The organism is Bradyrhizobium sp. Pha-3, from assembly GCF_042258325.1.
Taxonomy (GTDB): domain Bacteria; phylum Pseudomonadota; class Alphaproteobacteria; order Rhizobiales; family Xanthobacteraceae; genus Bradyrhizobium; species Bradyrhizobium elkanii.
Window position 1 is genome coordinate 829676 of record NZ_CP170151.1, and the last position, 25531, is coordinate 855206.

Annotated in this window: 16 protein-coding genes and 8 pseudogenes; 14 read left to right on the plus strand and 10 right to left on the minus strand. The window is 60.8% G+C overall.

Features of this window, described 5'->3' with window-relative positions:
- Window positions 1-208 precede the first annotated feature (208 nt).
- Both ACE10X_RS03930 and ACE10X_RS03935 read left to right on the plus strand, forming a co-directional pair.
- The gene (locus ACE10X_RS03930) at window positions 209-4534 is read left to right on the plus strand and encodes a Ulp1 family isopeptidase (protein ID WP_178372642.1); all 4326 of its coding nucleotides are present in this window, start codon (window positions 209-211) and stop codon (window positions 4532-4534) included.
- A gap of 362 nt (window positions 4535-4896) precedes the next feature.
- Window positions 4897-5218: pseudogene (locus ACE10X_RS03935) on the plus strand (DDE-type integrase/transposase/recombinase); the annotation flags it as partial.
- A 50-nt stretch (window positions 5219-5268) separates the two neighbouring features.
- Here the strand turns inward: ACE10X_RS03935 and ACE10X_RS03940 are convergent.
- Entirely contained in the window at window positions 5269-5526 is a 258-nt protein-coding gene (locus ACE10X_RS03940) for a WGR domain-containing protein (RefSeq protein WP_011084508.1), read from the minus strand.
- Window positions 5527-6095: 569 nt separating this feature from the next.
- Here ACE10X_RS03940 and ACE10X_RS03945 point away from each other — a divergent pair.
- Complete coding sequence (locus ACE10X_RS03945) at window positions 6096-6317, plus strand: hypothetical protein (RefSeq protein ID WP_014497999.1); 222 nt, start codon at window positions 6096-6098, stop codon at window positions 6315-6317.
- A 524-nt stretch (window positions 6318-6841) separates the two neighbouring features.
- On the opposite strand, the gene ACE10X_RS03950 is transcribed toward ACE10X_RS03945, so the two are convergent.
- On the minus strand, window positions 6842-7186 hold the full coding sequence (locus ACE10X_RS03950) for a hypothetical protein (protein ID WP_011084509.1): 345 nt from the start codon (window positions 7184-7186) through the stop codon (window positions 6842-6844).
- Window positions 7187-7462: 276 nt separating this feature from the next.
- On the opposite strand from ACE10X_RS03950, the gene ACE10X_RS03955 reads away from it, so the two are divergent.
- Together ACE10X_RS03955 and tnpB are read left to right on the plus strand one after the other, a co-directional pair.
- Window positions 7463-7717 (plus strand): transposase, encoded by a 255-nt coding sequence (locus ACE10X_RS03955; RefSeq protein ID WP_253574536.1) that lies wholly within the window; start codon window positions 7463-7465, stop codon window positions 7715-7717.
- A gap of 19 nt (window positions 7718-7736) precedes the next feature.
- A complete protein-coding gene (gene tnpB / locus ACE10X_RS03960; RefSeq protein WP_011090953.1) occupies window positions 7737-8093 on the plus strand; it encodes an IS66 family insertion sequence element accessory protein TnpB in 357 nt (118 codons plus the stop codon).
- Window positions 8094-8496: 403 nt separating this feature from the next.
- Here the strand turns inward: tnpB and ACE10X_RS03965 are convergent.
- A protein-coding gene (locus ACE10X_RS03965) for an IS3-like element ISRj2 family transposase (RefSeq protein WP_085967575.1) occupies window positions 8497-9626 on the minus strand; the annotation gives its coding sequence in 2 pieces (ribosomal slippage) (window positions 8497-9374 and window positions 9374-9626; 1131 coding nt in all).
- 88 nt (window positions 9627-9714) lie between these two features.
- Between ACE10X_RS03965 and ACE10X_RS03970 the strand changes: the two are divergent.
- Window positions 9715-9954 (plus strand): annotated as a pseudogene (locus tag ACE10X_RS03970) (transposase domain-containing protein); the annotation flags it as partial.
- A 129-nt stretch (window positions 9955-10083) separates the two neighbouring features.
- Here ACE10X_RS03970 and ACE10X_RS03975 read toward each other — a convergent pair.
- Window positions 10084-10921, minus strand: a pseudogene (locus ACE10X_RS03975) (helix-turn-helix domain-containing protein); the annotation flags it as partial.
- 6 nt (window positions 10922-10927) lie between these two features.
- A pseudogene (locus ACE10X_RS03980) lies at window positions 10928-11990 on the minus strand (IS630-like element ISRj1 family transposase).
- Window positions 11991-12410: 420 nt separating this feature from the next.
- Between ACE10X_RS03980 and ACE10X_RS03985 the strand changes: the two are divergent.
- The 5 genes and pseudogenes from ACE10X_RS03985 to ACE10X_RS04005 form a co-directional block, all read left to right on the plus strand.
- The gene (locus ACE10X_RS03985; RefSeq protein ID WP_016848546.1) at window positions 12411-13463 is read left to right on the plus strand and encodes a KamA family radical SAM protein; all 1053 of its coding nucleotides are present in this window, start codon (window positions 12411-12413) and stop codon (window positions 13461-13463) included.
- Between the two features lie 7 nt (window positions 13464-13470).
- A complete protein-coding gene (locus tag ACE10X_RS03990) occupies window positions 13471-15093 on the plus strand; it encodes a gamma-glutamyltransferase family protein (RefSeq protein WP_014498635.1) in 1623 nt (540 codons plus the stop codon).
- Window positions 15090-15953 carry a 7TM domain-containing protein gene (locus ACE10X_RS03995; RefSeq protein ID WP_014498636.1) on the plus strand — a complete coding sequence of 288 codons (864 nt, stop codon included), beginning with the start codon at window positions 15090-15092 and terminating at the stop codon, window positions 15951-15953. The genes ACE10X_RS03990 and ACE10X_RS03995 overlap by 4 nt, the downstream gene beginning before the upstream one ends.
- Window positions 15944-16990, plus strand: a complete 1047-nt coding sequence (locus ACE10X_RS04000; protein ID WP_011090946.1) for an ATP-grasp domain-containing protein — start codon at window positions 15944-15946, stop codon at window positions 16988-16990. Before ACE10X_RS03995 ends, ACE10X_RS04000 begins: the two co-directional genes overlap by 10 nt.
- Before the next feature lie 552 nt (window positions 16991-17542).
- Window positions 17543-17794, plus strand: a pseudogene (locus ACE10X_RS04005) (IS5/IS1182 family transposase); the annotation flags it as partial.
- Here ACE10X_RS04005 and ACE10X_RS04010 read toward each other — a convergent pair.
- Window positions 17782-18379, minus strand: a pseudogene (locus ACE10X_RS04010) (transposase); the annotation flags it as partial. The pseudogenes ACE10X_RS04005 and ACE10X_RS04010 overlap by 13 nt on opposite strands.
- 524 nt (window positions 18380-18903) lie before the next feature.
- Here ACE10X_RS04010 and istA (ACE10X_RS04015) point away from each other — a divergent pair.
- From istA (ACE10X_RS04015) to ACE10X_RS04025, 3 genes are all read left to right on the plus strand, one after another.
- Complete coding sequence (gene istA, locus ACE10X_RS04015; RefSeq protein ID WP_080586188.1) at window positions 18904-20454, plus strand: IS21-like element ISBj11 family transposase; 1551 nt, start codon at window positions 18904-18906, stop codon at window positions 20452-20454.
- Window positions 20451-21260 carry an IS21-like element ISBj11 family helper ATPase IstB gene (gene istB / locus ACE10X_RS04020; RefSeq protein WP_016842034.1) on the plus strand — a complete coding sequence of 270 codons (810 nt, stop codon included), beginning with the start codon at window positions 20451-20453 and terminating at the stop codon, window positions 21258-21260. Before istA (ACE10X_RS04015) ends, istB (ACE10X_RS04020) begins: the two co-directional genes overlap by 4 nt.
- A 530-nt stretch (window positions 21261-21790) precedes the next feature.
- A complete protein-coding gene (locus tag ACE10X_RS04025; RefSeq protein ID WP_162130962.1) occupies window positions 21791-22117 on the plus strand; it encodes a hypothetical protein in 327 nt (108 codons plus the stop codon).
- On the opposite strand, the pseudogene ACE10X_RS04030 reads toward ACE10X_RS04025, so the two are convergent.
- The 4 genes and pseudogenes from ACE10X_RS04030 to istA (ACE10X_RS04045) all read right to left on the minus strand — a co-directional run.
- Window positions 22026-22660, minus strand: a pseudogene (locus ACE10X_RS04030) (transposase); the annotation flags it as partial. The gene ACE10X_RS04025 and the pseudogene ACE10X_RS04030 sit on opposite strands and share 92 nt — an antisense overlap.
- A gap of 147 nt (window positions 22661-22807) precedes the next feature.
- Window positions 22808-23053 (minus strand): annotated as a pseudogene (locus tag ACE10X_RS04035) (integrase core domain-containing protein); the annotation flags it as partial.
- A gap of 104 nt (window positions 23054-23157) precedes the next feature.
- Window positions 23158-23919, minus strand: coding sequence for an IS21-like element ISFK1 family helper ATPase IstB (istB, locus tag ACE10X_RS04040; RefSeq protein ID WP_011090937.1), 762 nt, complete (start codon window positions 23917-23919; stop codon window positions 23158-23160).
- An 18-nt stretch (window positions 23920-23937) separates the two neighbouring features.
- Entirely contained in the window at window positions 23938-25479 is a 1542-nt protein-coding gene (istA, locus tag ACE10X_RS04045) for an IS21-like element ISFK1 family transposase (protein WP_011090936.1), read from the minus strand.
- Window positions 25480-25531: the final 52 nt, after the last annotated feature.

The following is a 25531-nucleotide window of genomic DNA, read 5'->3' on the forward strand; positions in this document are numbered from 1 at the left end:
CCATGCTGTCTTGGCGCGGCAATTGTCGTCATCAGGTTCTCGACAGCTTCCCCATTTAAGTTTAACAAACATACAGGGCTGATCCCCTTGGAAGAACATCCGCTGCCGATGCTCACGGTGCGTGCCTGCCGGCGCTGTAAAGGGCGGTTTGTTGCTGATTGCCCGGCATGTCAGATCGATAGCCCAGGTTCATATTTGAAGAGGACGGATGGATTTCCCCTTGACCAAGTCGGTGCATGAACAATCGGGCAGCACGGGTCCGCAAGAGAGCTCACCCGCGGCTCCGTCTGCAGCCGCGGCGACCTTTGAGCGGCAATTGAGAGAGATCAGCAGTTCAGGTGTGGGTGGTGGAGCAATGCCGGCCGCCGCTGCGCTGCAGCCGGCTCAATCAACGGAGGTTTTGATAGGGAGGCAGTGCAATCAGATCCTTTACTCCGAGGATGCTCGCCTTATCTCGGGGCTTGAGAAGGCCCTTACGAAGGGCGGGGCCGCCAAAGGCACCACCAATAACTATTTACGTGTTCTTCGCGGCTTTGGCCATTGGCTCTCCGCAAATAACAAAAAGGGCATCTCTGCTCGGCTCGACGACAAAAAATCGCTGTCTCAAGATGCGCGCGAGTTCAGCGGAGAGGGTGAGCCCTGGAAACTTCTTACAGCAATAGGTCATCTCCGAAATTCGCAGTCGACCGGCGAAGTCGTGCCGATCACACGCCACGTTGAGGTAAATCCTTATCAGCAGGACGCGGAACTCATCAAAGAGTACCAAAACGAAGTAGCGTCAGAGATGGGCAAGAGGGATGCAACCGCTCTTCGCAATTTCAGCGACTACCTGCGTGACAACAACAAGAAGGGTATTGTTGGTCGGCTTCGCGGCGAGTTGTTAAATGAAGATGTTAAGAGCTATAAGAAAGTCTCCGCTTTTCGTTCGAAAATCGGTGTCGCGCTGGATCGTCTCCGAAAATCGTCGGCCGGCGCTAAGGCGATGGATCTCGAGCGCAATATTGATCCCGAAGACGCGGCCCTGAAGGAGTCGAGGCAGGTCGGCGACGCCGCTGCGCAGCACAGTTCGTCGCAGAAAGCTGGCAGTTGGCCAGAGGAATTGCTTCCTGCGGAAGGCCATGATCAGAATTTGCTTTTGGGGCCGATGGACGAACCCGGCGCGTCGTCCTCGGCGCCGCAGCCGACTCAGTCAACTGGGATTTTGAGAGGGAGGAGGAGACGGCCTCTTTATCCCGAGGATGCTGCCCTTATTTCGGGGCTTGAGAAGGCCCTCATCAAGGGCGGGGCCGCCGAAGGCACCGCCAAGGACCATGTACGTACTCTTCTCAGCTTTGGCCAGAGGCTCTACGCAAATAACAAAGATCCCATTGCTGCTCGGCTCGACGACGAAAAGTCACTGACCGCTGATGCGCGCGAGTTGTTCGAAAAGCGTCCCGCGACACTCCATAGGGCAATAGACCATCTCAGGACCTCGCGGTCGACGGGCGGAATCGTGCCGATCGCAGGCCGCACTGAGTTGCATCCTTATCCCCAGGACGCGGCACTCATCAAAGAGTACAAAAACGAAGTAGCGACAGATGCCGGCAAGAGGGATGCAACTGCTCTTCGCAATTTCAGCGACTACCTGCGTGACAACAACAGGCCGGGCATTGCTGCTGGGCTCGGCACGTCGTTTGATGGAGATGTCGAGAGCTATAGGAAGGTCGCCGGTGCTGATTCCAGGATTGGTGCCGCACTGGCTCGTCTCCGAAAATCGCAGGCCGGCGCTGAGGCGATGGAGCACGAGCGCCATATTGATCCCGAAGAGGCGGCCCTGAGGGAGTCGAGGCGGGTCGGCGACGCCGCTGCGCAGCACATTGCGTCGCAGAAGGGTGGCAGTTGGCCAGAGGAATTGCTTCCTGCGGAAGGCCATGATCAGGATTTGCTTTTGGGGCTGATGGATGAACCCGGCCCGTCGTCCTCGGCGCCGCAGTCGGCTCAGTCAACTTGGATTGTGATAGGGAAGAGGAAGCAGCCTCTTTATTCCGTGGATGCTCCCCTTATTTCGGGGCTTGAGAGGGCCCTCATCAAGGGCGGGTTCAGCAAATCCGCTGCCGAGCAGCACGGAGGTTCCCTTCGTAGCTTTAGCCGTTGGCTTTTCGCAAAAGAAAAACCGAGCATTCGTGATCGGCTCGACAATAAGTCGCTGACCGATGGCGGTGAGGTGCTCGAGTTCACCGGAGAGGGTAATCCAAAGAGACTCGTTCAGGCAATCGACTATCTCCGGACCTTGCGGTCGACGGGCGAAGTGCCGATCTCACGACGCGCTAAGCTGAATCCTCACCCCCAGAACGTGGCCTTTATCAATCCCGAAGACACGGTACTGATGGAGCCGAGGCGCGTCGACGCCGCCGCTGCGCAGCACAGCGCGTCGCAGGAAACTGGCCGTCGGCCAGAGGAGCTTCCCGCGGAAGGCCGCGATCAGGATTTGCTTTTGGGGCTGATGGACGAACCCCGCTCGTCGTCATCTCTCGAGCCAGCCGCGCGCCATGACCAGGCACCGGATCCCGGAGAGCCCGACCGCCAGCAGTCCCCGGACGAGCCGATGGCTGCGCTTGCCAGGAGCAACCGCCTGCCAAGCGAGGAGGTCCTCATCAACGATGAGCATGACACAGCTGAGTTGAGGCCAGCGAAGAGGCAGAGGACCCTAAACAATCCGCAAGGCGTTGCCGGCGAGCGGCAGCTGAGCGAGATCGCCAATTCAGGCGGCCAGCCGACACCGGCGCCTACCCATCAACAGGGTACGTCGTCATGGGAGACGCAGCCGATGCTGCTGCGGAGCGGCTACGAAGATGTCACGGCGCCGCATGCGGTCGCGATGTACGTCGGGGGCGCCGCTGCGCAGCACAGCGCGCGGCAGCGAGCTGTCAGTCGGCCATTGGTCCTCCCGGAAGGTTACGATCAGGATCTGCGCTTAATGGTGGAAGACGGCCCATCGTGGCCCGAGGTTCCTCCTGAGCAGGCGCAGGACATAGTCCAAGCTGGGCAGGAACCTGCCCGGCCGACCGTGGAAGCAGCGCCAACGCACTCTGCCAGGGCTCGCTCAAATACCTACGGCGGTATTGAGGTGTCGTTTAATCCGAATTCGCCCGCATCATTTGAGTTGCGTGACAATGCTTGGAGCCCGGCGCCTGGCTTTCCGCCGCCGTTTGCCGGGCCGGTACCGGGGCATCACCAGGGCGCTCAACAGCTCGGCTCGCCGCAGGGGCTTTCTCCGGTGTCCGCCCACTCGGACGATGACGCTTTGGCGTGGTTGAGCGAGGAGCTTGCGCGGCAGATGCAAGAACCGGCATCACCATCAACTGCCAGGGCTCAGGATCTCTATCGTGGATTTGAGGCACTCCTTGATCCGGATGTGGCCGAGTTGGATGACAGTGCTCACTTTGCGCCAGCGCCTTCTGCCAGGGCTTGCTCAGACACCTACGGCGGTCTTGAGGTATCGTTTAATCCGAATTCGCCCACATCATTTGAGTTGCGCGACAATGCTTGGAGCCGGGCGCCTGGCTTTCCGCCGCCGTTTGCCGGGCCGGTACCGGGGCATCACCAGGGCGCTCGACAGCTCGGCTCGCCGCAGGGGCTTTCTCCGGTGTCCGCCCACTCGGACGATGACGCTTTGGCGTGGTTGAGCGAGGAGCTTGCGCGGCAGATGCAAGAACCGGCATCACCATCAACTGCCAGGGCTCAGGATCTCTATCGTGGGTTTGGGGCACTGCTTGATCCGGATGCGGCCGAGTTGGATGACAGTGCTCACTTTGCGCCAGCGCCTTCTGCCAGGGCTCGTTCAGACACCTACGACGGTCTTCCATTGGTTGATCTGACCGCGCCCGCACCGTCCCCATTGCGCGACGATATCGTGCGGCGGTTTCCGATCACCTCCTCCGATGCTCAGATCGGGGCGTTGAATCCGATAGCCTTGTCCCACAACCGCGGGCTGGTGCTCGAGGACACGGAATGGCTGGGCGACGAGCATATCCTCAGGGATTACCAGCTTCAGGAGCTGGATTTGCAGAGGAGCGATTCGGATCTCGCCGCCCGGACGCGGTTCGTAGATCCCCTCGAAGCGCTGCGGCTGCGCCTGGGCGCGGAGAGCGACGTGCTACGCGTATTCCATCGCATCGTCCATGATCGGCGTGATAACGATACAGCCGACTTCCTGTTGCTGCCAGTGAACGATGCCAGTGCTACGGACCGCGGCAGGCATTGGTCGCTGCTGTTCGTTGATCGCAGCAACCGGCAACGGCCTGTCGCCTATCACTACGATTCCTACGGGAGATACAACGAGACGCATGCAAGACAACTCGCAGAAAGGCTGAACCTCGCCCTGCAGCCCGCCGGCATGGCCCAGCAGCAGAACACTTATGATTGCGGCGTCTTTGTCGTGGACGGCACGCGGGAGCTGGTTAGGCAATTGGCGCAAGGACGGGAGCCAGACCAGCTGAACCTCAGCAACGTCGTTGCCAATCGGCAGGCACTGCAAGCGCGACTCAGGGGTTGATGTCGCCGTGGGCGGACCCTCGCGGCGCTTCTCTTTGAGCTTGAATGACGGCTGGAAGAAGTTCACCAGCAGGCGCGCCGCGGCGTAGAGACGTGCCATCACGCGGGCCGTCTCGCCCCCGTCGAAGCGCCCGTATCCGACGAGCCGCCGGACCACCGACAGCGCGATGCGGTTGTCGGCAAGGGCGAGCGCGCGACGCTGCGCTTCGGAAAGACCGGTCAGCTGACCGGCGCCTCGAGGAGACCGAGCTTTCGCGCGGCCAGGTATCGGCCTTCGCCCGCGATGATCGTGCCATCGCTGTCGACGAGCAGCGGGTACCGTCAAGTTAACGAATTGGAGCGGCCGAGGGGTAGACGACCGGCATGCCGACCGCCCGGGACCCTCTTTATCGCCGCCATCGCTTCCCATCGGAAGTGATCAGCTATGCCGTTTGGTTGTATTTCCGGTTTCCCAGCGGCTCATGAAGAAGCTCTTGAAATCCGCCGGCACGCCGCCGCGCGTGATGATCACGGACAAGCGTTCGCACGGCGCTGCGAGGGCGAAGATGGGCTTTTTCGTCGAACATCGCCAGCACAGAGCTCTCAACAATCGGGCTGAGAATTCTCATCAGCCGACGCGGCAACGCGGCGGATCATGAAGCGTTTCAAATCGTCCCGTCAGGCTCAACGGTTTCTGTCACTTCACGTTCCAGGCATCGTAAGTGGATCCGTAATCCCCGGGAAATTGACGAAACCTCAGACTCTCTCCTCAGCAGAGGTGTATCCGCGCCTGCGCTTGGCGCGCTCCAGCCGTCCGAATGCTTCGCCCGCTTCAGCGCTGGCATCGAAAGTCTGCACCATCGTCTGGCCGGTCGTGCCGATCCGGCCCCAGTCGCGGATCAGCGAGACCCCGCCGAACAAGGTCGGTTGGATCGAAAGCAAGTAAAACCGCCGCATGTTGCGGGTGGTGTCGATGCGGCGAAGGTGAAGCGGCCCTAGCTTAAGGTTCGGCATGCATGGATTCTCGCTTCCTGTGGAAGCGAGGTCCAATGCTTTCTATGAATCGATCAGGGCCAAACGATTCATTCTCTCGCTACATCAATTGCACCAGGCGGGTGTCTTCGGACTGTGGCGATGATGTGGAGGCTCCACGGCCCGATTTGAACCCCACCGTCTCGCGGCAAAACCGAGACCGCAGTCTGAACTGATCGAGAAGCTCACTGAATCGCGCCGGAGCTCGGTCCAAGCATTGTCGATCCAGCAGCCTCAGCAAGGTTTGAAAGCTGACTAGGTGACATCGGTGCAGCCGTTGAGCGATCGACGGAGCAATTGCGGACGAACGGGAAATCGAAGTCCGGACACGGGTGAATTATGGAATGACACCCGGGCACTTCTTTGCCGGTGCTGCTGCAGAGAATCAAGCGCGCGATGTGGTCGGACATCGCCGACCTGCGTCTGGCAGCCCGACCAACCTTATGGGGTGTTGAAGAAGCGCGCGGCCTCTTAAAGGCCGCATTCTCTGTGGTAGGGCAGTATCTGAAAGCGCGTATGGCCGCGCAACCTGAGGCGAGAGGAGGATTCCGATGTTCGAGGCTAAAGACTATCGCGTGTGCTGCCATCACTTTGTCACCCCGACCGACCGCGCCGTCTACCCGGCGCAAGAGCCCTTACTAACCTACTCTGAGGCCCTCCGGCAGGTGCAGACCGAGCAGGCCAAGGGCTACATGGTGGCCTGGGTCATCGATCGCACCGGAGCAGGCGCCACCAATGAGATTGGTGGTTCGAACGCATCGGTTCGACGTTGATCGTAAGCGCAGCTCTGGCCCTTGGATTGGCGCTTGACGTCTGTTTTGATTACGGTGTGAGCCGGCACGGCTTCCACTTTTCCGACAACGTTGACGCTGGCCTCAAGCGCCTGCCTGTCGTCGAACCACTTTTTAGAGCTTGATCACATGATCGCAGCCGCGCCGAAGATCGAAGAGGCTGCAATGCCGTTTCCACGCCGAGTCACAAGCAGAAGAAACTCAACCAGGACTCGCGCTGGTCAGCGTCATCAGAAACTGTGCACGCTCGACAGGACGATCGAGCCAGTGCGTCGAGGTCTATTCCTGCATAGGAGGACGCGGCGAGGCGGCGGGAAAGTTGGAAGGTTGGGATCCAGCAAGGTCCCGATTCGCGCGCTGTACCTCGGCGGTCCCAAACACGAGGACGCAGAGAGGTCTGTTTTGGGCGCGGGATTTTGGCTGGGACACGAGCCCGTCAGAGCGTTGCCGCCGTCGCTCTGAAATGGTCGGGAAACCTTCCGATCGTGCGAGACTCTTATCTAACCTCACTTGTGATCCGCTCCCCTCGAGACTTTTGGAAGATATCCCAACTGCCGTTCCAGAGCAGCTAAGGTTCGACGGGCCGAATCCAATCTCGCAGTCGCCTCGACCAGGTCGGCCCATGTTTTATCCGACCGTGCAACCGCCGTGGAGCCGGTCTCAAACAGGTTGTTGTTGAGATGCGGGGCCGCTTCGCCTCGCAGGGCACGCTCCAAATCGAGCAGGGTGCTCGTCAGCGCTCGATGCGCGCACGCGTCCTCTCGTTCCAGGTTTTCCGCCACGTCGAGCGCCGCACGATAGTGTCGTATCGCTGCAACGACTCTGCTCTCGAGGTCGGGCTCATCGCTCATCTGCTTTTCTCTCCACGAATCTTTGAGCAATTTGTGTCGGTCTGAACGAGCAAAAATTGTAAGCGGAGCTTTTCTCCCATTTGATTGACTGGTTTCGCTTCGGCTTTCGCTCTGCGATCCTTGGCTTGTCAGAGAGCCGAGAGGAGACTGAAGGCGATGGAACAATCGGGGGAGGAAGCCGAAGCTGATGGCTTTGTGGGGAAGCTTACGCGCCGGACGCGTTCTGGATGCCGGTTATGGTCTGCGGAGATCAAGGGGCGCGCTGTTTTCGAGAGCATGAAGCCCGACGCCCGGGTATGTGATGTCGCACGGCGTTATGGTGTGAAGGCCCAGCAGTTGACGACGTGGCGCAGATTGGCGCGTGCTGGCCGGCTCGCATTGGTCACGGACGACGCGGCGGATTTCGTGTCGATCGAGCTGAGCGATCCAGTGGCGCCAGGCAAGAGCGAGGGCCCGTCGAGATTACGATTGGCAAGGTTTCGGTCCGCCTGGATGCGGACGTGTCGGCGGTGCGGATCGCGGAGATGGTGACTGCGATCGAGCGCGGCGCATGATCATTCCGGCGCAGGGACTGCGGATTGTGCTTGCTGTGCGTCCTGTTGACTTCCGGTGCGGGCACGACGCGCTGGCCGGTCTTGTGCAAAACACACTTGGGCTCGATCCGCATTCGGGCCTGATCGTGGTTTTTCGTTCGAAGCGCGCCGACCGGCTGAAGATTTTGCTATGGGACGGCACGGGCCTCGTTTTGGTCTACAAGCGCCTTGGCCGCGATGGTCGTTTCGAGTGGCCGCAGATCAGCGACGGCGTCATGCATCTGACGCGCGTGCAGTTCGAAGCGCTGTTTGAAGGGCTGAACTGGAAGCGAGTGGGCGAACGGATTGTCGCGACGCCAGCTGCGGCGAACTGACTCAGACCCGACAACCTGTTTCGCGCGGGGCTTTGGGATGATAGCTTGCGGATGTGCCGCCGTCCCCCATTGATCCCGCCCGTCTTGCAGCGCTGCCCGCCGATTTGCGCGCGCTCTTCCGCGCGCAGGAAGCGATGATTGAAGCCGAGCGTCGTCGCGCAGACGATGAATGCTCGGCGCGCCTTCATGTCGAGAGTGAACTGGCTGCGTCCAAAGAGAGCGTCGAACGCCTCGAACTGCTCGTGAAGGAGTACGAGAGAGCTGGCCCCGGTTGTTTGGACAGCGCCCCGCTGGATTTAAGTGGATTCCTGCCGGGTTATGCTGAACGCGGGGCTTTACGATTTTGTCGTTGCGTCGGGAGGGCGTAGCCCGACCAGAGCGACGACAAAATCGTCGGCGACGGTCATGCGGCCATCACCATAGCTTGCGTGCCGAAGTAAGCCTCGTCGGGCGTGCGCCCGTCAAGGCTCGAGTGAGGGCGTCCCTGATTGTAGAAGGCCAGATACTTGGCAATTGACGCTCGCGCCTCGGACACGCTGTCGTAGGCGCGGAGATAAACTTCTTCGTATTTGACCGTGCGCCAGAGCCGCTCGACAAACACGTTGTCGCGCCAGGCGCCCTTGCCGTCCATGCTGATGGCGATCTTCGCGTCCAGCAGCACATCGGTGAACTCGAGGCTGGTGAACTGGCTGCCCTGATCCGTGTTGAAAATCTCGGGCCTGCCGTGCTTCGCCAACGCCTCCTGGACCGCTTGGACGCAGAAGGCCGCCTCCATTGTGATCGAGACGCGATGGGCCAGGACCCGTCGGCTGAACACATCGACGACCGCCGCGAGATAGACGAAGCCACGCCGCATCGGAATGTAGGTGATGTCCATTGCCCACGCATGGTCGGGCCGCTCGATCTTCAATCCGCGCAACAGGTACGGGTAGATCTTGTGACCCGGAGCCGGCTTGCTCGTGTTCGGGCGACGATAGACCGCCTCGATCCCCATGCGCTTCATCAGCGTCGCGATGTGGCGGCGACCGGCGTATACCCCCTCCCGCCGCAGCAACGATCGCAGCATACGCGCTCCCGCGAAGGGATAATCGAGATGCAGCTCATCGAGCCGACGCATCAAGGCAAGGTCCTCGGCCGAAACTGGCCGAGGTTCATAGTAGACCGTGCTGCGAGCCAGCTTCAGGACCTTCGCCTGGCGCACGATAGAAAGATCATGACCGCGGTCGATCATCGCTTTGCGCTCAGCAGGCCCGCCTTGGTGAGCGCGCCGGACAAAAAATCGTTTTCCAACGCCAGCTCGCCGATCTTGGCATGCAACGCCTTCAAATCGACCGGCGTCTCGGCCGATGTCTTGTCATGCCCAAACACGCCGGCGGCGCCTTCCAGGAGCTGGTTTTTCCAGATCGTGATCTGGTTCGGATGAACATCAAACAGTTGCGCCAGCTCCGCCAGTGTCTTGTCTCCTTTGACCGCAGCCAAAGCAACCTTCGCCTTGAATGCCGGAGAATGCGTCCGGCGGCTCTTCTTCGTCATCTTCGCTCCTGATTCGCAGCAAGAATCCTCGCCGCTGTCAGGCAGAAAATCCACTCAAGCTACTGTCCGAATTTGCGGGGCCAGCTCTCTCGACGATGGTTGCGTTGAGTTGGACACCAATCCCGTCGAAAATCAAATCAGGCCGCTGACTCTGACGCGTAAAAATAGTTTATTTGCTGGTCACGACGAAGGTGGTCGTTCATGGGCGCGCATAGCTTCGCTCATCGCCACCTGCAAAATCAACAGCGTGGAGCCCTACGTCTGGATGAAAGCGACGCTCAAAGCGATCGCAACCGGTCACCCGCAGTCCCGGATCGACGAGCTGGTCGTTCGGCCGCACCTCGTAATTCTCCGTCGTTGCCGCCTCCATACCCCCCGCCAACGATTTGCAAACACGTTGATCAACAGACTGCAATCCCCACGCCAAACCTTTGCGAATGGGACGCGAACGTCGCTTACGGTTCTTCAGCGTCTGATGCCAGCGCTCGATCTTTCCCTGGGTCTGAGGATGGTACGGAGCGCCGCGCACGTGCTGCATGCCCTTCTGGTCGAGCCACTCGGCCAGATCATCCGCCACGTAACTCGAACCATTGTCGCTGAGAAGCCTTGGCCGGTGCGCGACGGCGCCGTCGTCTTGTCCTTGATCTCGTTCGCGGCCTTGATCACCACATAGACCGGGCTGGTGATGAGGTCATGCGCCTTCAGCAGCCGATAGACCGACGCCTCGGATACAAAGTACTTTCGTTCGTCGGTGAACCGCACGGCCAGCTCGCGTGGCGACAGCTCAGGTAACTCCAGCGCCAGGTCGATGATCTAGCCCCGCACATCGTCCGGGATGCGGTTCCAGACCCGGTCTGGTCGAGACCGATGATCGGCCAGAGCGGCGATGCCGCCCTCGCGGTAACGATCATGCTAGCGATAGAATGTGGCGCGCGGGATCCCGAGCTTGTCCAGCGTGCGCTTGGCCGGAGGTGCGATTGCTCGACCAAATGGATGAATCTCGGCCTTCTCTGAGGCGGGATACCTCATGCCTCGTCCTCCCCATCTCCGTTCATACTTTTTTTGAGCAGACGGTTCTCCAGCGTCAGATCGGCGACGGCCTCCTTCAAGGCGCCGGCCTCCCGGCGGAGGTCCTTCACCTCGCCGGAGGTCGCAGCTCGTGCCGTGTCGCCGGCCAGGCGGCGCTTGCCGGCCTCGAGAAACTCCTTGGACCAGCCGTAATAGATCGAGGCGGCAATGCCTTCTCGGCGACAAAGCTCGGAGATGTTCTCCTCGCCGCGCAATCCTTCTAGTACCCGGAATCAGAGCTGAGTGATACGGCGGCCTTTGAAACGGCGTTGACGGACCTTTTTCTTGGTCCAGACGAAGGGCTCGGCTCTGTCGTTGTATGCGTTGACGTAGGCATCGATGTGTTCCTGAAGCTGCTTGAGGCTCGTGAAGGAGGTGCCGCTGAGCGACTGCCCCTGCAAGGGAAAACCATACTTCGACCTGATTGAGCCATGACGCACTTGTCGGCGTGAAATGAAATTGCACGTTGGGGTGGGCCTTGAGCCAGTCCTCGTTCTTTTTATGGGTGTTGAGGTTGTCGAGGATGACGTGAAGCTTGCGGTTCGGAAAAGCCGCGGTGACGCTGTTCATGAAATCGAGAAACTCGACGCGGCGCCGGCGTTTTGAATGGGTCGCGATGATCTTTCCGGTGGCGACTTCGAGCGCCGCAAACAATGTTGTGGTGCCATGCCGCTTGTAATCGTGGCTTTGGCCGGTCAAGGCGCGGCCATTGGGCAACTTCAGATAACCCTGCGCTCGCTCCAAAGCCTGGATCGAGGGCTTCTCGTCCACGCACAGCACAATGGCCTTCGCCGGCGGCGCGACATAGAGGCCGACAACATCGGCGGCTTTGGCCGTAAAGTTCGGGTCGTTGCTCTCGCACCAGGACTTGCGAGCCACCAGGTCAATCTTGTGGCTGCGCAGGAACCGCCAGACATATTGGACATCGACATCGCCCAGCGCCTCGGCCAGCAGGGGGCCGGTCCAGCGCGCAAACCCTTGCGGTGGCGGCTTATCCAGCAGCTTCAGAATCCGCTTGTCGGTCGTCTTCGTATAGATCGGCTGCTTGCCAGGCCGCGGCTTGTCTTGCAGCCCTTCAAGGCCATGGTCGGCATAGCGATGCCGCCAAAGGCTGACAATCCGCGGCTGGACCCCAACTTCCTTGGCGATCGACCGGGTGCTGCGCCCATCCGCCGCCAACAGAACTATCCGCGCCCGCTTCAAATCGCGCTGCAACGTCACCGGTGAGCGACAGCACGCCTCAAGCACCTTGCGATCTTTCCTCGAAAGGTGGACTTCTCTTGCTTCGGGTATCATCCCGACCTTGAATCACGACTCACGTTCCAAGAAAAGTGGGTACTAGTATTCACTCGCGTCCGGCTGGTGACACAATGTCGGCAACCCGACTCTGCGTCTCGTGCTGCGCAGAAGAGACGCATCATCCTATTGTCATTGAAGCTTAACTACACAGAGTCTCTGGTGGCACATCAATTGCTAGTCCAGACTTTGCCCGGGGATCAGTTCCGGTCCACGCGCTGGGGAGAATCAGCTATGACGAACAAGATGCTAGGCCGATCTGCGCAAGCTCGCGTCGCCACCGGAAGACGTCCGGTGGTCGAGATACCGTCCTCATCACAAGATCAACAAGGAGTTGTTCATGCTGACAACCCCGGAGGCGCGGGTTTGCGCACCTCATCACGGCCTATCGCGCACGGCCTGCGGCCGCACACCGCGGTCATGAATTTCATCGAGGGCGCGCGCGCCATTACCGAGAGTGAGCTGCAAGCCAACAACATCACGCAGTATCACGCCACAAATTTTTATCGCGATCAGATCACCAACAGTGGCTACTACGACCAGCTTAAATACATTGTAGAGCCCACAATTGCTGAGTTCAAGAGTCCCGGAAGTCTTGACACCAGCGGCGAGCATGACAATACCGTCGTGCCCGGGCTTCAGCACAAATACGCGCAGACCGGTCTGCTGCTGGTAACGGACCGTTGCGCGTCCTATTGCCGTTACTGCTTTCGCAAACGCATCGTCGGCAAGGACTCCGATGAGATCGCGCCCGATTTCGCCCGGGTCGCGCAGTATATCGCCGGCCATCCTGAGATGACGAACGTGCTGCTATCTGGAGGCGACCCGTTCGTGCTCAGCACCGCTAAGCTCGGCAAGATTCTTGATCATCTGCTACCGATCCCGCACTTGGAGTCAATTCGATTCGGCACAAAAATAGTCGCCTTCGCACCCAGGCGGTTTGAGGATCCCGCACTCCCGGCGTTGTTCCGGCGGATCAGTGAAGCGGGAAAGACCGCAGTGATCGTCGCGCATTTCGACCACATCGGCGAGATCTCGGTCGATGCGGAGCGCAACATTCGCGCGCTACGCGCACAGGGCGTGCAGTTTCTGAATCAGTCCGTGCTTCTGGCGAAAGTCAACGACGATCCCGAAATCTTGGCGGCGACCTTTGCAAAGTGTCACCAAATGGGCGTCCGCCCTTATTATCTTTTTCAAGGCAGGCCGGTGAAAGGCGCATCGCACTTTCAGGTCTCGCTGCGGCGCGGTATAGAGATCGCGCGCGGCATCAACCGACGTCTCAGCGGTATCCAGAAGACGTTCAAATACATCATGTCCCATTACACGGGGAAGATCGAGGTTCTCGACCTTGGTGCCGATGGCCGCGTGTATATGCGATATCATCAAAACAAGATTCCCGAAGAACTCGGAAAGGTCTTTTCCCGGCGGCACGTCGAGGGCGCCTGCTGGTTGGACGATTTGCCCGAAGGCTGAGATCGAAATGCGCGCGATGCTGATGCCCAACTTGGAGCGCGTGGAGCTCGACGGCCCTGCCGCTTCCGTAGGGCAGCGCCACGAGGCTGTGGTGACGGCTTTCCCGAACGCTACCGAAGCCGGGGTGGAAATCCTGCGCGCCGGCGGAAACGCGATCGACGCCGCTGTGGCCGCCGCCTGGGCGCTTTGCGTGTGCGAACCCAGTGCATCGGGTCTGGGCGGGCAGACCGTGTTGCTCGTCCGTTTTGCGGATGATCGAATTCGGATCATCGACGGACATTCCCGTGCGCCCGCAGCCGCTTCGCTCGACACGATCAAAGCGGGCCAGCAGCGGCGCGGGTATCGCTCCTGCACGATTCCATCGACTCCCGCGACGCTGGACTGGGCGCACAGGAAATACGGCGTGCTCAGCCGCGAAACTGTGATGGCGCCAGCGATCCGCATTGCGGAAGAAGGCTATCCGATCACGCCATTGCAGCACCGACAAGCCCGATGGGTGGCCGATGATCTGCGAGCATCGCCGGCCGGTGAGCTGTTTCTCCAAGACGGTCTGCCACCGGAAATCGGCCACATGTTTCGACAACCGGAGCTCGCGGGCACGCTTCGCCGGTTGGCCGATTTCGGCACCGAGGACTTCTATCACGGCGGAATTGCCCGGCAGATCGCAGCCGATATGCGAGCGGCCGGCGGTCTCATCACCGAAGAAGATCTAGCAAGCTGCGGTCCGCCCGCACAGGTGGAGCCGGTTTCGACGTCCTATCGCGGCCATCGGATTCTCAGCATCCCGCCGCCTAGCGGCGGACTGCAACTCTTGTTTGCACTTAACATCATCGCGCAGATATCAGCGACAAACTCGGAGTCATCCGACGATAGCTGGCACGAAGCGATCGCGCTCGCGTCATCCGCCGTCTTTCGCGAGCGGGAGCTCCGCCCGTTGCTGCCCGATGATCTCATTCCGCAATCGCGTCAAGGGCGGTTGAGCGAAGATTACGCGCGGCAAGTCGCAGATAGCATCCTGGCGCCGCAAAGTACCAAAGAGCTCGCGACCGACAGTGCCGAAGAACCGGGCGATACGACCCATCTTTCGGTCTGCGATCGAGATGGCATCATTGTAGTGCTGACACAGTCTATCCAATCGGTGTTCGGCGCCAAGGTGGCACACCGGGATCTGGGTTTCCTCTACAACAATTATCTGTGCACGTGTCCCCGCCTTTCTCACCCCTATGAGCTCGGACCAGGTTGTCGACCGCGCTCGAACATGGCCCCAACGCTGGTGTTACAGGGCGCCACCGGCCGCCCGCTCCTGGCACTGGGCGCCGCCGGCAGTCGACGGATCATTTCGGCAATTCTCCATGTCCTAAGTGGAGTCATCGACTTGGGCTTGGATATCACGGACGCTGTGGCGGCGCCTCGCGTACATGGACTGGTCGGTCGCAAAGTCTGGATCGAGCGGCCGGCAGCCAGCAATGCCCTGTTGGCAAGATTGCGCGCCCGTAACCGCATCCCAATCGTCAAATCACGACTCAATTTTGCGATGGGTTCGGTCAACGCGCTCCAACTCATGACTGACGGAAGCGCGAAAGGCGCTGCCGATCCCCGGCGTGATGGCCTGGTGGAGGTGCTCTCTTGAGTGAAACGTGCAGAAATAAGAATGCCTCGGCGGACGCCGCGCCAAAGACCGATTGGTTGCTCGTGGGCCTCTTTGTCCTGCCGCTCGGCGTAGCGCTCGCCAAACTGCCGATGCTATCGACTTCGTCCATCAGTGCGAGTTTTGTTTCGCTCACAGAGTTACCGGCCCAGTTCCACAAGTCAGCCGAGAGCGTGGTGTTCGTCTCCTTGGGAGCTGTCTTCGTCGTACTCTTTCGCCTCACTCTTGGCGTCAGGGTGCTGGGGCTTCTTCGGCCGATCTTGTTGGCGATGGCTTTCGATACCGTCAGCATCCCGATCAGCCTTGCCTTCCTGCTGTTCGTACTCCTCGTCGTTGTCGCCTTGCGGCCGCTGCTCAAGACAGACCACAGTTACGCGCGAGTGGCTGTGCTGTTGAGCTTGGCGGCAGCGCTGCTGTTTGCGCCTTTGACCGCGGGGGAATGGTGGCATATCGCCTGGCTTCGTGAGATTGCGTTCTTTCCGGTTATCGCCTTGTGTTTGACCTGCGAAAGCTTCGCAAAAGTGCTCGACCAAAATGGAGTCCGTGAAGCGATCTGGCGCGCCTTCACGACGGTGTTGGCCGCCCTCATCATCGTGGCTCTATCGAGTTTGCCAGGCACGTTGGAACTCTTCCTGCGATTCCCGGAACTGCTGTTGGTGCAGGCCGGGTGCATTTTGCTAATCAACAAGTATCTCGATTTCCGCTTGTTGGAAGGAGTGAACCCGCTCGTCGCCTGGCCTTGGGGCGCGGGCACTCCAGGCGAGCCGTCCCTCTCGATCTGCCAAATCCAGGCGAATGAACGTGAAAGCCGGCAACATACAGGGAGCAGCTCATGCGGGTAGCCGTCGTGTGGAACGATGATCATAGGGGCGTGATCAACCACTTCGGTCAACCTTGCCCGGAGAAATACGGCCGCAAGACGGTCGAAAGCGTGGTGGCGGCACTGCAAGAGGGTAACCACGACACGCTGCTGTGCGAAGGTGATAAAGGACTGCTCGCGACGCTTGAGCGGTTCATGCCACCCGATTCGCAAGCCCGCCCTTCAGGGATCGTTTTCAACATGGCGTACGGAATTCAGGGCGAGTGCCGCTACACGCACGTTCCGGCCATGCTCGAGATGGCTGGCGTTCCGTACACCGGCTCCAGCCCGCTCGGGCACGCACTGGCGCTCGACAAGGCCATTACCAAACAGCTCATCCGCGATTGCGGCGTGCCGACGCCGAACTTTCGTGTGATGCGTAGGGGCACCGAGAGTACCGGCGATCTGTGCTTCCCGTTGGTAGTAAAGCCGCGTCATGAATCCACGAGCTTCGGATTGCAGCTCGTATATGAGCCCGCCCAGTTGAGACAGGCCGTAGAAGTGATCGTCACGCAATATGCGCAGGATGCACTCGTAGAAGAATACATCGAAGGGCGGGAGATCTGCGTTGCCCTGCTGGGAAACGGAGAGCTTGAGGCGTTGCCTCTGGTGGAGCAGGACTTCGGCGAGCGCGAGACGCGTCTTATCACTTGGGAAGACAAGATGCACATGGCGGTCGTGGAGCCCCAGAAGATTTGCCCGGCGCAGGTCGGGAGCAATCTCGCGACAATACTGCGGGATATTTCGGTTGCGACCTTCCGCGCCTGCCGCTGCCGGGATTACGCCCGCGTCGACATCCGGATCGACCGCTCCGGGCACCCCTTTGTCCTGGAGATCAACTCGATGGCCGCACTCGGTATCGGCGCGTCTTATGTCCTGGCCGCGAAAGCCGCCGGGTACACCTTCTCGAGTTTGGTCAACGGTATCCTCGACGTCGCCCACGCGCGGTATTTCGGAACTGGCATTTCCCAGGCCGAACAACCGTCAAATCGCGAGCGGATTTATTATGCCGCTGGGTAGTGTGTTGAGAGCTGTCACTTTTTGTCGATCGTATGGTTCGGCGGAGCAACAATAGCGATGTTTGCACAGGCAAATGGAGGGCGGTTTTCCTGCCGGACTCGAAACTGATGATGCAGACGATCGCTGAAGCTGTGCGCTCGGGTTGTTGGTGCCGGCACTTCCGGAGGGATGGGCGGAAACGGCTTGCGTGCGCGAAAGGACCTGGCGGGAAATGCGGCGACATATGCAGACCGCGATAACGACCGGTACCGACTGCCTCGTTATCTTAGCTTTACAGTTGGTGCGCCGGGAGACTGGCAAGGTGCATGGCTCGGATGTTTCAGGAGTCGTCATCTTTCGCAAGACGCTGCGACGAGATCAGCTCCTCAAATTCTTCGCTAGCCGCCCGTGAAGAATTCGGAAGCGATTGATACGTCGCGATGATTTAACCTGAGCAAGTATTCGATTTTGCAAGAAAGCCGGGGGGAGGGTCGGTTTCTTGCGTTTTGGGATACCGGATTTTGGTGGATCGTGATTCCTTTGACGGCAAGATTCGCTGTTGGAGAACGGGCCGTGAGTCAGCCGCGCGACGATCGCCAGGACGACCTATTTCGGGCTTCTCTGGATGCGATCATCAACCTTCGTCATCCGCTGGTGCGGCTTGCGGCGGAGATTGATTGGGATTTTCTGGCGAAGCGCTTCAGCTCGGTGTGTCGCACCGGGCCGGGCCAGCCGCCGCTGCCAACGAGGCTCGTGGCCGGGCTGTTCATCCTCAAACATATGCACAATCTGTCTGACGAAGCGCTGTGCGGGCGGTGCTTGGAATGGATGCCGTCGGCCCAGATGTAGATGTAGCGCTTCGCCGACAGATCGCGCTTCTGCCACGCGGCGTGCTCGTCAATCCGACGTCCTGCAGCCGGCCGATCGCGGATGCCGACAACCCGCCAGCATCGTTGCCGAGCAGCGCCGGCAGCGCCTCGGAGAAGTCGCCGGTCGAGATCCCTTTCAGGTAAAGGATCGGCAGCAGTGTCTCGATCGACTTGGAGTGGCGCATGTTGGCCGCAGCATCGACGGAGAGAACCGGCGCCCAGGTAGCGGCCGCCTCGCGAGCGCGTACACGCGGCCGGCGGACGGCGACCGGACCGATGCCGGCCATCACCTCGCGCTCCGGCAGGTGACCGTGGCGCGCGATGCGCTGGTGGCCGTCCGCGGTCTTCAAATCGGCATGCTGGCCGAGAAAGTCTGCGACTTTGGCCTCGACCGCCTTGGCGAGAAGGCACGTGCCCCGTTGCGCAAGACTTCTGTGAGTTGATCGTCAACGATTCCTGGCTGAATCGGCTGGATGACGTTATCGTTGGACACGGCATATCGCTCCTTCGGTGGAGAAGTGGAGGCGTCAAGCCCCCCCACGGGGTGCCGCCTTTGCGATTCCGCCGTCACCAACTTTCAGCGATAGCTCTCTTGCGCTTCCCGCGCACCGGCCGGTTCAATTCCAGAGGTGGCGCTACCTCACACCGATCTCATCCACCGCGTCCGCCAGCGTCCTCAGAAACGATTGGTGCCAATCATTTTCATCAGACAGCAGCCAAGCCGGTAGGCTGGCTACGTAGCGGCTCAGGGCGATTACGCCCGCAAGCGTAGTAGGCTTGGAGTGGATGAGCACGTCTGCATACTCCTCGAGAGCCAACCCTCTTTCCTCGCTGATCGCGTCGGCGGCATCAAACTCGGGACCTGCGACAAGTTTCGAGGATACCGATGCCGCGGCGGCGTGCTGTGCCGCGCGGCGAACAGGATGGAAGTGGAGCGTCGACCATGATGAGAGGGCTACGCCGGGCTCGTGACGCAGGGAGGGCGTAGCCCGACCGGAGTTACGAGCCCGGCGTCGGCGCGATCCACAGCGGACCGCGCCGACTGGTGATCGCGGCCGGCTGGTTATGCAAGTGGTTCTTCCGCCAAGAGGAATCACTCGCGTGCCAGGCCGACACATTACCGATCACCAAATGAGGCTCTACATGAAGTACCGTCAGACCGATAGCCCGCCCGTGGCCGCCGCCAAGGCGTCGTTCAGCACCTCGACCGCTTACCGGATCGAGCAGGATCGACGCCTTCCGTCGCAGAAGAAGGCTCCTCGCGGCCGTCGCCGGCCAGATCCCTTGGCCCGCGTATTTGAGACAGAGATCGTGCCGATGCTGAAGGCCGCCCCCGGTGTGCGGCCGGTCACGATCTTCGAGGAGTTGCTCCGACGCCATCCTGAGCTCGGCGCCGGCATCCGTCGCACGCTGGAGCGCCGGATCCGGGCCTGGCGGGCGATCCACGGCGAGGAGCAGGAGGTCATCTTCCGGCAGACCCACGAACCCGGTCAGCGCGGCCTGTCCGACTTCACCGACATGGGCGAATTGGGTGTCACGATCGCGGGCGTGCCGCTCGACCATCGTCTCTATCACTTCCGGCTGGCCTATTCCGGGTTTGAGCACGCCCATGTCGTGCTCGGCGGTGAGAGCTTCATCGCTCTGGCCGAAGGCCTGCAGAATGCCTTGTGGTCACTCGGTGGAGCGCCACGGGAGCATCGCACCGACAGCCTGTCGGCCGCCTTTTGCAATCTCGACCGCGACGCCAAAGACGATCTGACGCGGCGATACGAAGACCTCTGTGCCCATTACGGCATGCGCCCCTCCCGCAACAATCGTGGCATCGCCCACGAGAACGGGGCGATCGAGAGTTCGCATGGCCATCTCAAGCGGGCGGTCGGCGACGCGCTGTTGCTGCGTGGCACCGCCGACTTCGACGATCTCGCTGCCTATCGTGGCTTCATCGATGAGATCGTCAGCCGCCGCAATGCCCGCAACGCCAAGCGGATCGACAGCGAACGTACCGCACTTCAGGATCTGCCGGACCGCCGCACGTCGGACTATGAAGAGGTGATCGTCCACGTGACATCGTCCGGCGGCTTCACCTTGCGCAAGGTGTTCTACACGGTGCCGTCGCGCTTGATCGGCCATCGGCTGCGGGTGCGCCTGTATGACGATCACCTCGACGTGTTTGTCGGCGGCACGCATCTCCTCACCTTGCCGCGCGGGCGGCCGCATCCCAATGGCAAGCACGATCAGGTCGTCGATTATCGGCACGTGATCCATTCCTTGCGGCGCAAGCCGATGGCGCTCCTCAACCTGGTCTACCGCGACCAGCTGTTCCCCCGGGAAGCTTACCGCCGAGCCTTCGACGTCTTGCGCAAACGCTTACCGGACAAGAAGGCCTGCCGGATCATGGTCGATCTCCTCGCACTCGCCCATGAGCGCGGTTGCGAGGCCGAACTCGCCGATCAGCTCACGGCCGACCTGAACGACGGCCGGCTGCCCGACCTCAACCGGCTACGTACTCACTTCGCCCCGGATCCCGCCCAGATGCCGAACGTCGTGGTGCGCCTCGCACCGCTCGCCACCTATGAATGCCTCATCGGTACTGCCGAGATCGGAGGTGCCGCATGAGCACAACCAACGTAGTCGACACCGCGCGCCTCAATCTGTTGCTCAACGAGCTGCGGCTGCCCGCCATCAAGGTGCTGTGGCCGCAATTTGCCGAGCAGTCCGATAAGGAAGGCTGGCCGGCGGCGCGCTTCCTCGCCACCATTGCAGAGCACGAGATCGCTGAACGCAGCCGTCGCCGCATCGAGCGCCATCTCGTCGAGGCGCGGCTGCCCACCGGAAAGACCTTTGACAGCTTCGACTTCGAAGCCGTACCGATGATCTCCAAGGCGCAAATGACCGCGCTCGCCGCCGGCGACGGCTGGTTGAACAAGGGCGCCAATCTGCTGCTGTTTGGTCCGCCCGGTGGCGGCAAGAGTCACTTGGCAGCAGCAATCGGCTTGGCTCTCATCGAGAACGGATGGCGCGTCCTCTTCACCCGCACCACCGATCTCGTGCAGAAGCTCCAGGTGGCGCGCCGCGAACTCAACCTCGAGGGTGCCATCAACCGCCTCGATCGCTTCGATCTCGTTATCCTTGACGATCTTGCCTATGTCACCAAGGACCAGGCCGAGACCAGTGTGCTGTTCGAGCTCATCAGCGCACGCTACGAGCGACGCTCTTTGCTGATCACCGCCAATCAGCCCTTTGGAGAATGGAACAAGGTCTTTCCGGACCCAGCTATGACCCTCGCGGCGATCGATCGCCTTGTTCACCACGCCACCATCGTCGAGATGAACGTCGAGAGCTATCGCAGGCGGACTGCCCTCGAGCGAAAGCGTGGTCCAGGGCGGCCACCGGAGCACGCGACACAAAAAACGCTCGCTTGATTGACGCTCCGCGACAATCAAAGCAAACAAAACTCTTGCGCGCGACAATCATCGCGGCGATCATCATCGCGCCGCGACACTGACTCGCCATCCTGATCGCCGCGCTCTTCCGACCCAGATCGTCGCGCTATAGTGCTGCGCGGAAAGCTCGCGGTGACGCTCAATCACATCAAAAATCGTATCTAATTCAGTCGCCATGGCGCATTTGCCCCAGGCCACATCAGATCGGCACCAACCAATCTTGGTAGGTGCTTCCAGTCGTTCTCAGCGATACTGTCTGGTAGCGCCCTTGGAATTGAGCCTCTCGGGGAGGTGGTCGGTCTCGCTAATCCAAGGGCGAAGGCTGGCCACCGAAGTTTGCAGCGCGTGGTGGGGACAGCGCTTCCGGAGCCGTGAGCGCCGAGTCACCGCCGCCAACTTCACTGGCAGCGTGGGCGCGGCAGGAACAGCGGCGGGTTTTCACTCTCCACGGCGTCGAGTCATGTCCGCGTGCCTCCAAGTCCGCGTGTGCGCCGCAGAGTGGAGCAACCATGATGCCCACATTTATTGCCTCGTACGATCTAAAAGAGGCTAGGCCAGACCCGCACGAACACTTTCTTACAAATGCGATCGAGTACGGCTGGTTTCCCTGGATTCTGGACCATGACGACACTCTATTTACTCTTCCGAACACCACCTTGGAGGGTTCGTTTGTCGACCAAACGCAAGCGGTCGCAGCACTCAACGCAGCAAGGATAGAGACGGAAAAAGAGCTTGGGATCACGGTCATGATGGAAAAATGGATCGTTTCCCTCGGATGCGTTTTCGTTCTGCGAGGATCGCCTCGGCCCTGCCGAAGTAGGCATCGGCTGCTGTGAGGTTGTCGATGCTCTCATGATAACGGACGTGATTGTAGTGTTCGACGAAGGCCCGTACCTGACGTTCGAGATCACCGGGCAGGTAGTAGTTGTCGAGCAGGATGCGGTTCTTCAGCGTCTGATGCCAGCGCTCGATCTTTCCGCTCGATCTTTCCCTGGGTCATGGTACGGAGCGCCGCGCACATGCTGCATGCCCTTCTGGTCGAGCCACTTGGCCAGATCGTCCGCCACGTAACTCGAACCATTGTCGCTGAGAAGCCTTGGCCGGTGCGCGACGGCGATGTGGTCAAGGCCGGATACAGCGAGTGCCTGGTCGAGGGTGGCTGTGACGTCGGAAGCGCACATGGTGGGACCAAGCCTCCAGGCCACGATGTAGCGCGAGAAGTCGTCAAGCACGGTCGAGAGATAGTACCACCCCCATCCGGTGATCTTGAGGTAGGTGAAGTCGGTCTGCCAGAGCTGACTGACGGCCGTCGTCTTGTCCTTGAACTCGTTCGCGGCCTTGATCACCACATAGGCCGGGCTGGTGATGAGGTCATGCGCCAGAGCTGGCCCCGGTTGTTTGGACAGCGCCCCGCTGGATTTAAGTGGATTCCTGCCGGGTTATGCTGAACGCGAGGCTTTACGGTTTTGTCGTTGCGTCGGGAGGGCGTAGCCCGACCAGAGCGACGACAAAACCGTCGGCGACGGTCATGCGGCCATCACCATAGCTTGCGTGCCGAAGTAAGCCTCGTCGGGCGTGCGCCCGTCAAGGCTCGAGTGAGGGCGTCCCTGATTGTAGAAGGCCAGATACTTGGCAATTGACGCTAGCGCCTCGGACACGCTGTCGTAGGCGCGGAGATAAACTTCTTCGTATTTGACCGTGCGCCAGAGCCGCTCGACAAACACGTTGTCGCGCCAGGCGCCCTTGCCGTCCATGCTGATGGCGATCTTCGCGTCCAGCTGCGGATTTCACGGATCGTGAGCATCGATTTCGCGCGATCGTGAGCACTGAATTCAGACGATCGTGAGCAGCCCGCTACGGCCGATGGGAGATAGAGTCAGTGTTCTGGTTGGCCGTCAAGGGTGATGGTTTTGGCGCTGCGTTTTCGCATGCTTTCTCCGGTGAGCTGGAGGCGGTGGGCGTTGTGGACGAGGCGATCGAGAATGGCGTCGGCGACCGTGGGGTCCCCAATGGCTCCATGCCAGGTGTCCACGGGGAGCTGACTTGTGACGATGGTGGATGCGCGGCCATGTCGGTCCTCGAGGATTTCGAGCAGATCGCGGCGTTCCGCGGCGGTGAGCACCGATAGTCCCCAATCATCCAAAATCAGAAGCTGAGCGCGGCCGAGGCTTTTGAGGAGCCGGGCGTAACGTCCGTCTCCGCGCGCGAGCGCGAGCGCCTCGAACAGCCTTGGAACGCGATGATAGAGGACTGATCGGTTGTCGCGGCAGGCCTTGTGGCCGAGCGCGCAGGCTAACCAACTTTTGCCCAGGCCGGTTGCCCCGGTGACGAGCAAATTCTCGTGGCGATCGATCCAGCGACCTTCGACGAGTTTGGCGAAAACGGCGCGGTCGATGCCCCGCGGGGTGCGCAGATCGACGTCCTCGACGCAAGCAGTCTGGCGCAGTGCGGCGATCTTGAGGCGCGTGGTGAGCCGCCTGGTGTCGCGTTCGGCGGCTTCGCGGTCGACCAACAGGCCGATGCGATCTTCGAACGGCAGGGCTTCGAGATCGGGCGATCGGCGCTGCTCCTCGAAGGCCTTGGCCATTCCGGTCAGGCCAAGCTCGATCAGCCGTTCGTGGGTTGGGTGGTTAAGCATGCCGGGTCTCTCCTTGCTTCAGTGGAAGTAGTCGCGTCCGCGGATGTTGCCGTGGCGCAGGGGCTGGTGCTCGAAAGATTCGTCGAAGAACGTGCGATCGAGGCCGTTCTGGAGGATCGATCTAATCGAGGCGACGGAGCGCGCCTTGATGAGGATGCCCCTCCGGCAGGCTGCGTCGAGGCGTTCGGCGCCGTAGCTTTTGACGAGCGCCAGAATGCCAAGGCAGGTTCGAAAGCCTTGTTCTGGATGGGGCCGGGCGTCGATCACGGCCTGGAAAAACGCTGCTGTCGAAGGACCGATCCGCTCGCCGGCGGCGATCACCGCGGCGGGGGTCCATTCGCCGTAGCGGCGATGGGCGCTGGGCATGTGGTCGGCGATGGTGGTGTGTCCGCGTCGGTTGGGCGCGCGGGCATGGCTGGCGATCCGCTGGCCCTTGTGGAAGATCTCGACCGTCCGATCGTCGATACGGGCATCGACCAGCTCGCCAATCAGACGATACGGCGCGGAGTACCAATGGCCGTCGACCTCGACATGATAATCGGGAGCGAGGCGGCAGCGCTTCCAGCGTGCGAAGGCATAAGGCTGATCTGGCAGCGGGGTTAGCTTGGGTTTGTCGAGTTCGGCAAACAGTTCGGCGCGGCTTGAGCCGAAGCCACGCATTTGACGAGCATTGAGTTCGTCGACGAGTGTCTTGATGGCGGCGTTGAGCTCGGCCCGGGAAAAGAAGCGCTGATTGCGCAGCCGGGCCAGAATCCAGCGCTGGGCGATTTGCACCGCGACCTCGACCTTCGCCTTGTCTTTTGGGCGCCGCGGCCGTGCGGCGAGAATGGCCGTGCCGTAATGGCTCGCCATCTCGGCATAAGTGCGATTGAGGCCGGGATCGTAGCGGTCGGGGTTGCTGACGGCGGCTTTGAGGTTGTCGCAGACCACGAACGTCGGCGCACCGCTCAAAAACGTGAACAAGTTGACGTGGGCCCGGATCCAGTCGGCCAAGCTCTCGCTGGGGCAGGCCTCGGCGTAGGTGTAGTTCGAAGCGCCCATCGCCGCGACGAACAGCTTCATCGGCTGCACTTCCCCGGTCAGGGGATCGACGATGTCGATGGTGTCGCCGGCGAAATCCACGAACACCTTCTCGCCGCCCAGATGAATCTGCCGCATCGAAGGTCGGACCCGCCCCTTCCAGGCCTCGTAGGTAGTGCAGAACCACGTGTACCCGAAACCGTCGGGATTAACGGCGCGATACTCCTCCCAGAGCAGGCGACGGGTTACGTTGCGCCGGCGGAGCTCCTTATCGATGTAGCTCCAGTCGGGCACCGGCCGCTGCGGGCTCTGAGACGCTGGTCGTGGGGCTGGGAAAAGCAAAAGCTCCAGGTCTTCATCGGTCATTCCCTCCGGAAGCGGCCAGCTCAACCCAGCAGAGCGGGCGCGGCTCAGGTAGCTGTGCACAACGCCGTTGCTGACGCCCACGCTCCGCGCGATGGCCCGCTCTGGCAGGCCTTGAAAATGTTCTAACCGAAGGACTTCCTTGATCCGGCGCATCGACAATCTCTGGGTAGGCATTGGGCTTCCTCGTTAACCACGAGGTCATCCCTAAGCCGGTTGAGTTGTCGGC

Coding starts and splice junctions, on each gene's coding strand:
- ACE10X_RS03930 (WP_178372642.1), top strand. CDS start 209: ATGGATTTCCCCTTGACCAAGTCGGTGCATGAACAATCGGGCAGCACG.
- istA (WP_080586188.1), top strand. CDS start 18,904: ATGCAAGTGGTTCTTCCGCCAAGAGGAATCACTCGCGTGCCAGGCCGA.
- istB (WP_011090937.1), bottom strand. CDS start 23,919: ATGCTTAACCACCCAACCCACGAACGGCTGATCGAGCTTGGCCTGACC.
- tnpB (WP_011090953.1), top strand. CDS start 7,737: ATGATCATTCCGGCGCAGGGACTGCGGATTGTGCTTGCTGTGCGTCCT.
- ACE10X_RS04000 (WP_011090946.1), top strand. CDS start 15,944: ATGCGGGTAGCCGTCGTGTGGAACGATGATCATAGGGGCGTGATCAAC.
- istA (WP_011090936.1), bottom strand. CDS start 25,479: ATGCCTACCCAGAGATTGTCGATGCGCCGGATCAAGGAAGTCCTTCGG.
- ACE10X_RS04025 (WP_162130962.1), top strand. CDS start 21,791: ATGATGCCCACATTTATTGCCTCGTACGATCTAAAAGAGGCTAGGCCA.
- ACE10X_RS03985 (WP_016848546.1), top strand. CDS start 12,411: ATGAATTTCATCGAGGGCGCGCGCGCCATTACCGAGAGTGAGCTGCAA.
- istB (WP_016842034.1), top strand. CDS start 20,451: ATGAGCACAACCAACGTAGTCGACACCGCGCGCCTCAATCTGTTGCTC.
- ACE10X_RS03955 (WP_253574536.1), top strand. CDS start 7,463: ATGAAGCCCGACGCCCGGGTATGTGATGTCGCACGGCGTTATGGTGTG.
- ACE10X_RS03945 (WP_014497999.1), top strand. CDS start 6,096: ATGTTCGAGGCTAAAGACTATCGCGTGTGCTGCCATCACTTTGTCACC.
- ACE10X_RS03990 (WP_014498635.1), top strand. CDS start 13,471: ATGCGCGCGATGCTGATGCCCAACTTGGAGCGCGTGGAGCTCGACGGC.
- ACE10X_RS03940 (WP_011084508.1), bottom strand. CDS start 5,526: ATGCCGAACCTTAAGCTAGGGCCGCTTCACCTTCGCCGCATCGACACC.
- ACE10X_RS03950 (WP_011084509.1), bottom strand. CDS start 7,186: ATGAGCGATGAGCCCGACCTCGAGAGCAGAGTCGTTGCAGCGATACGA.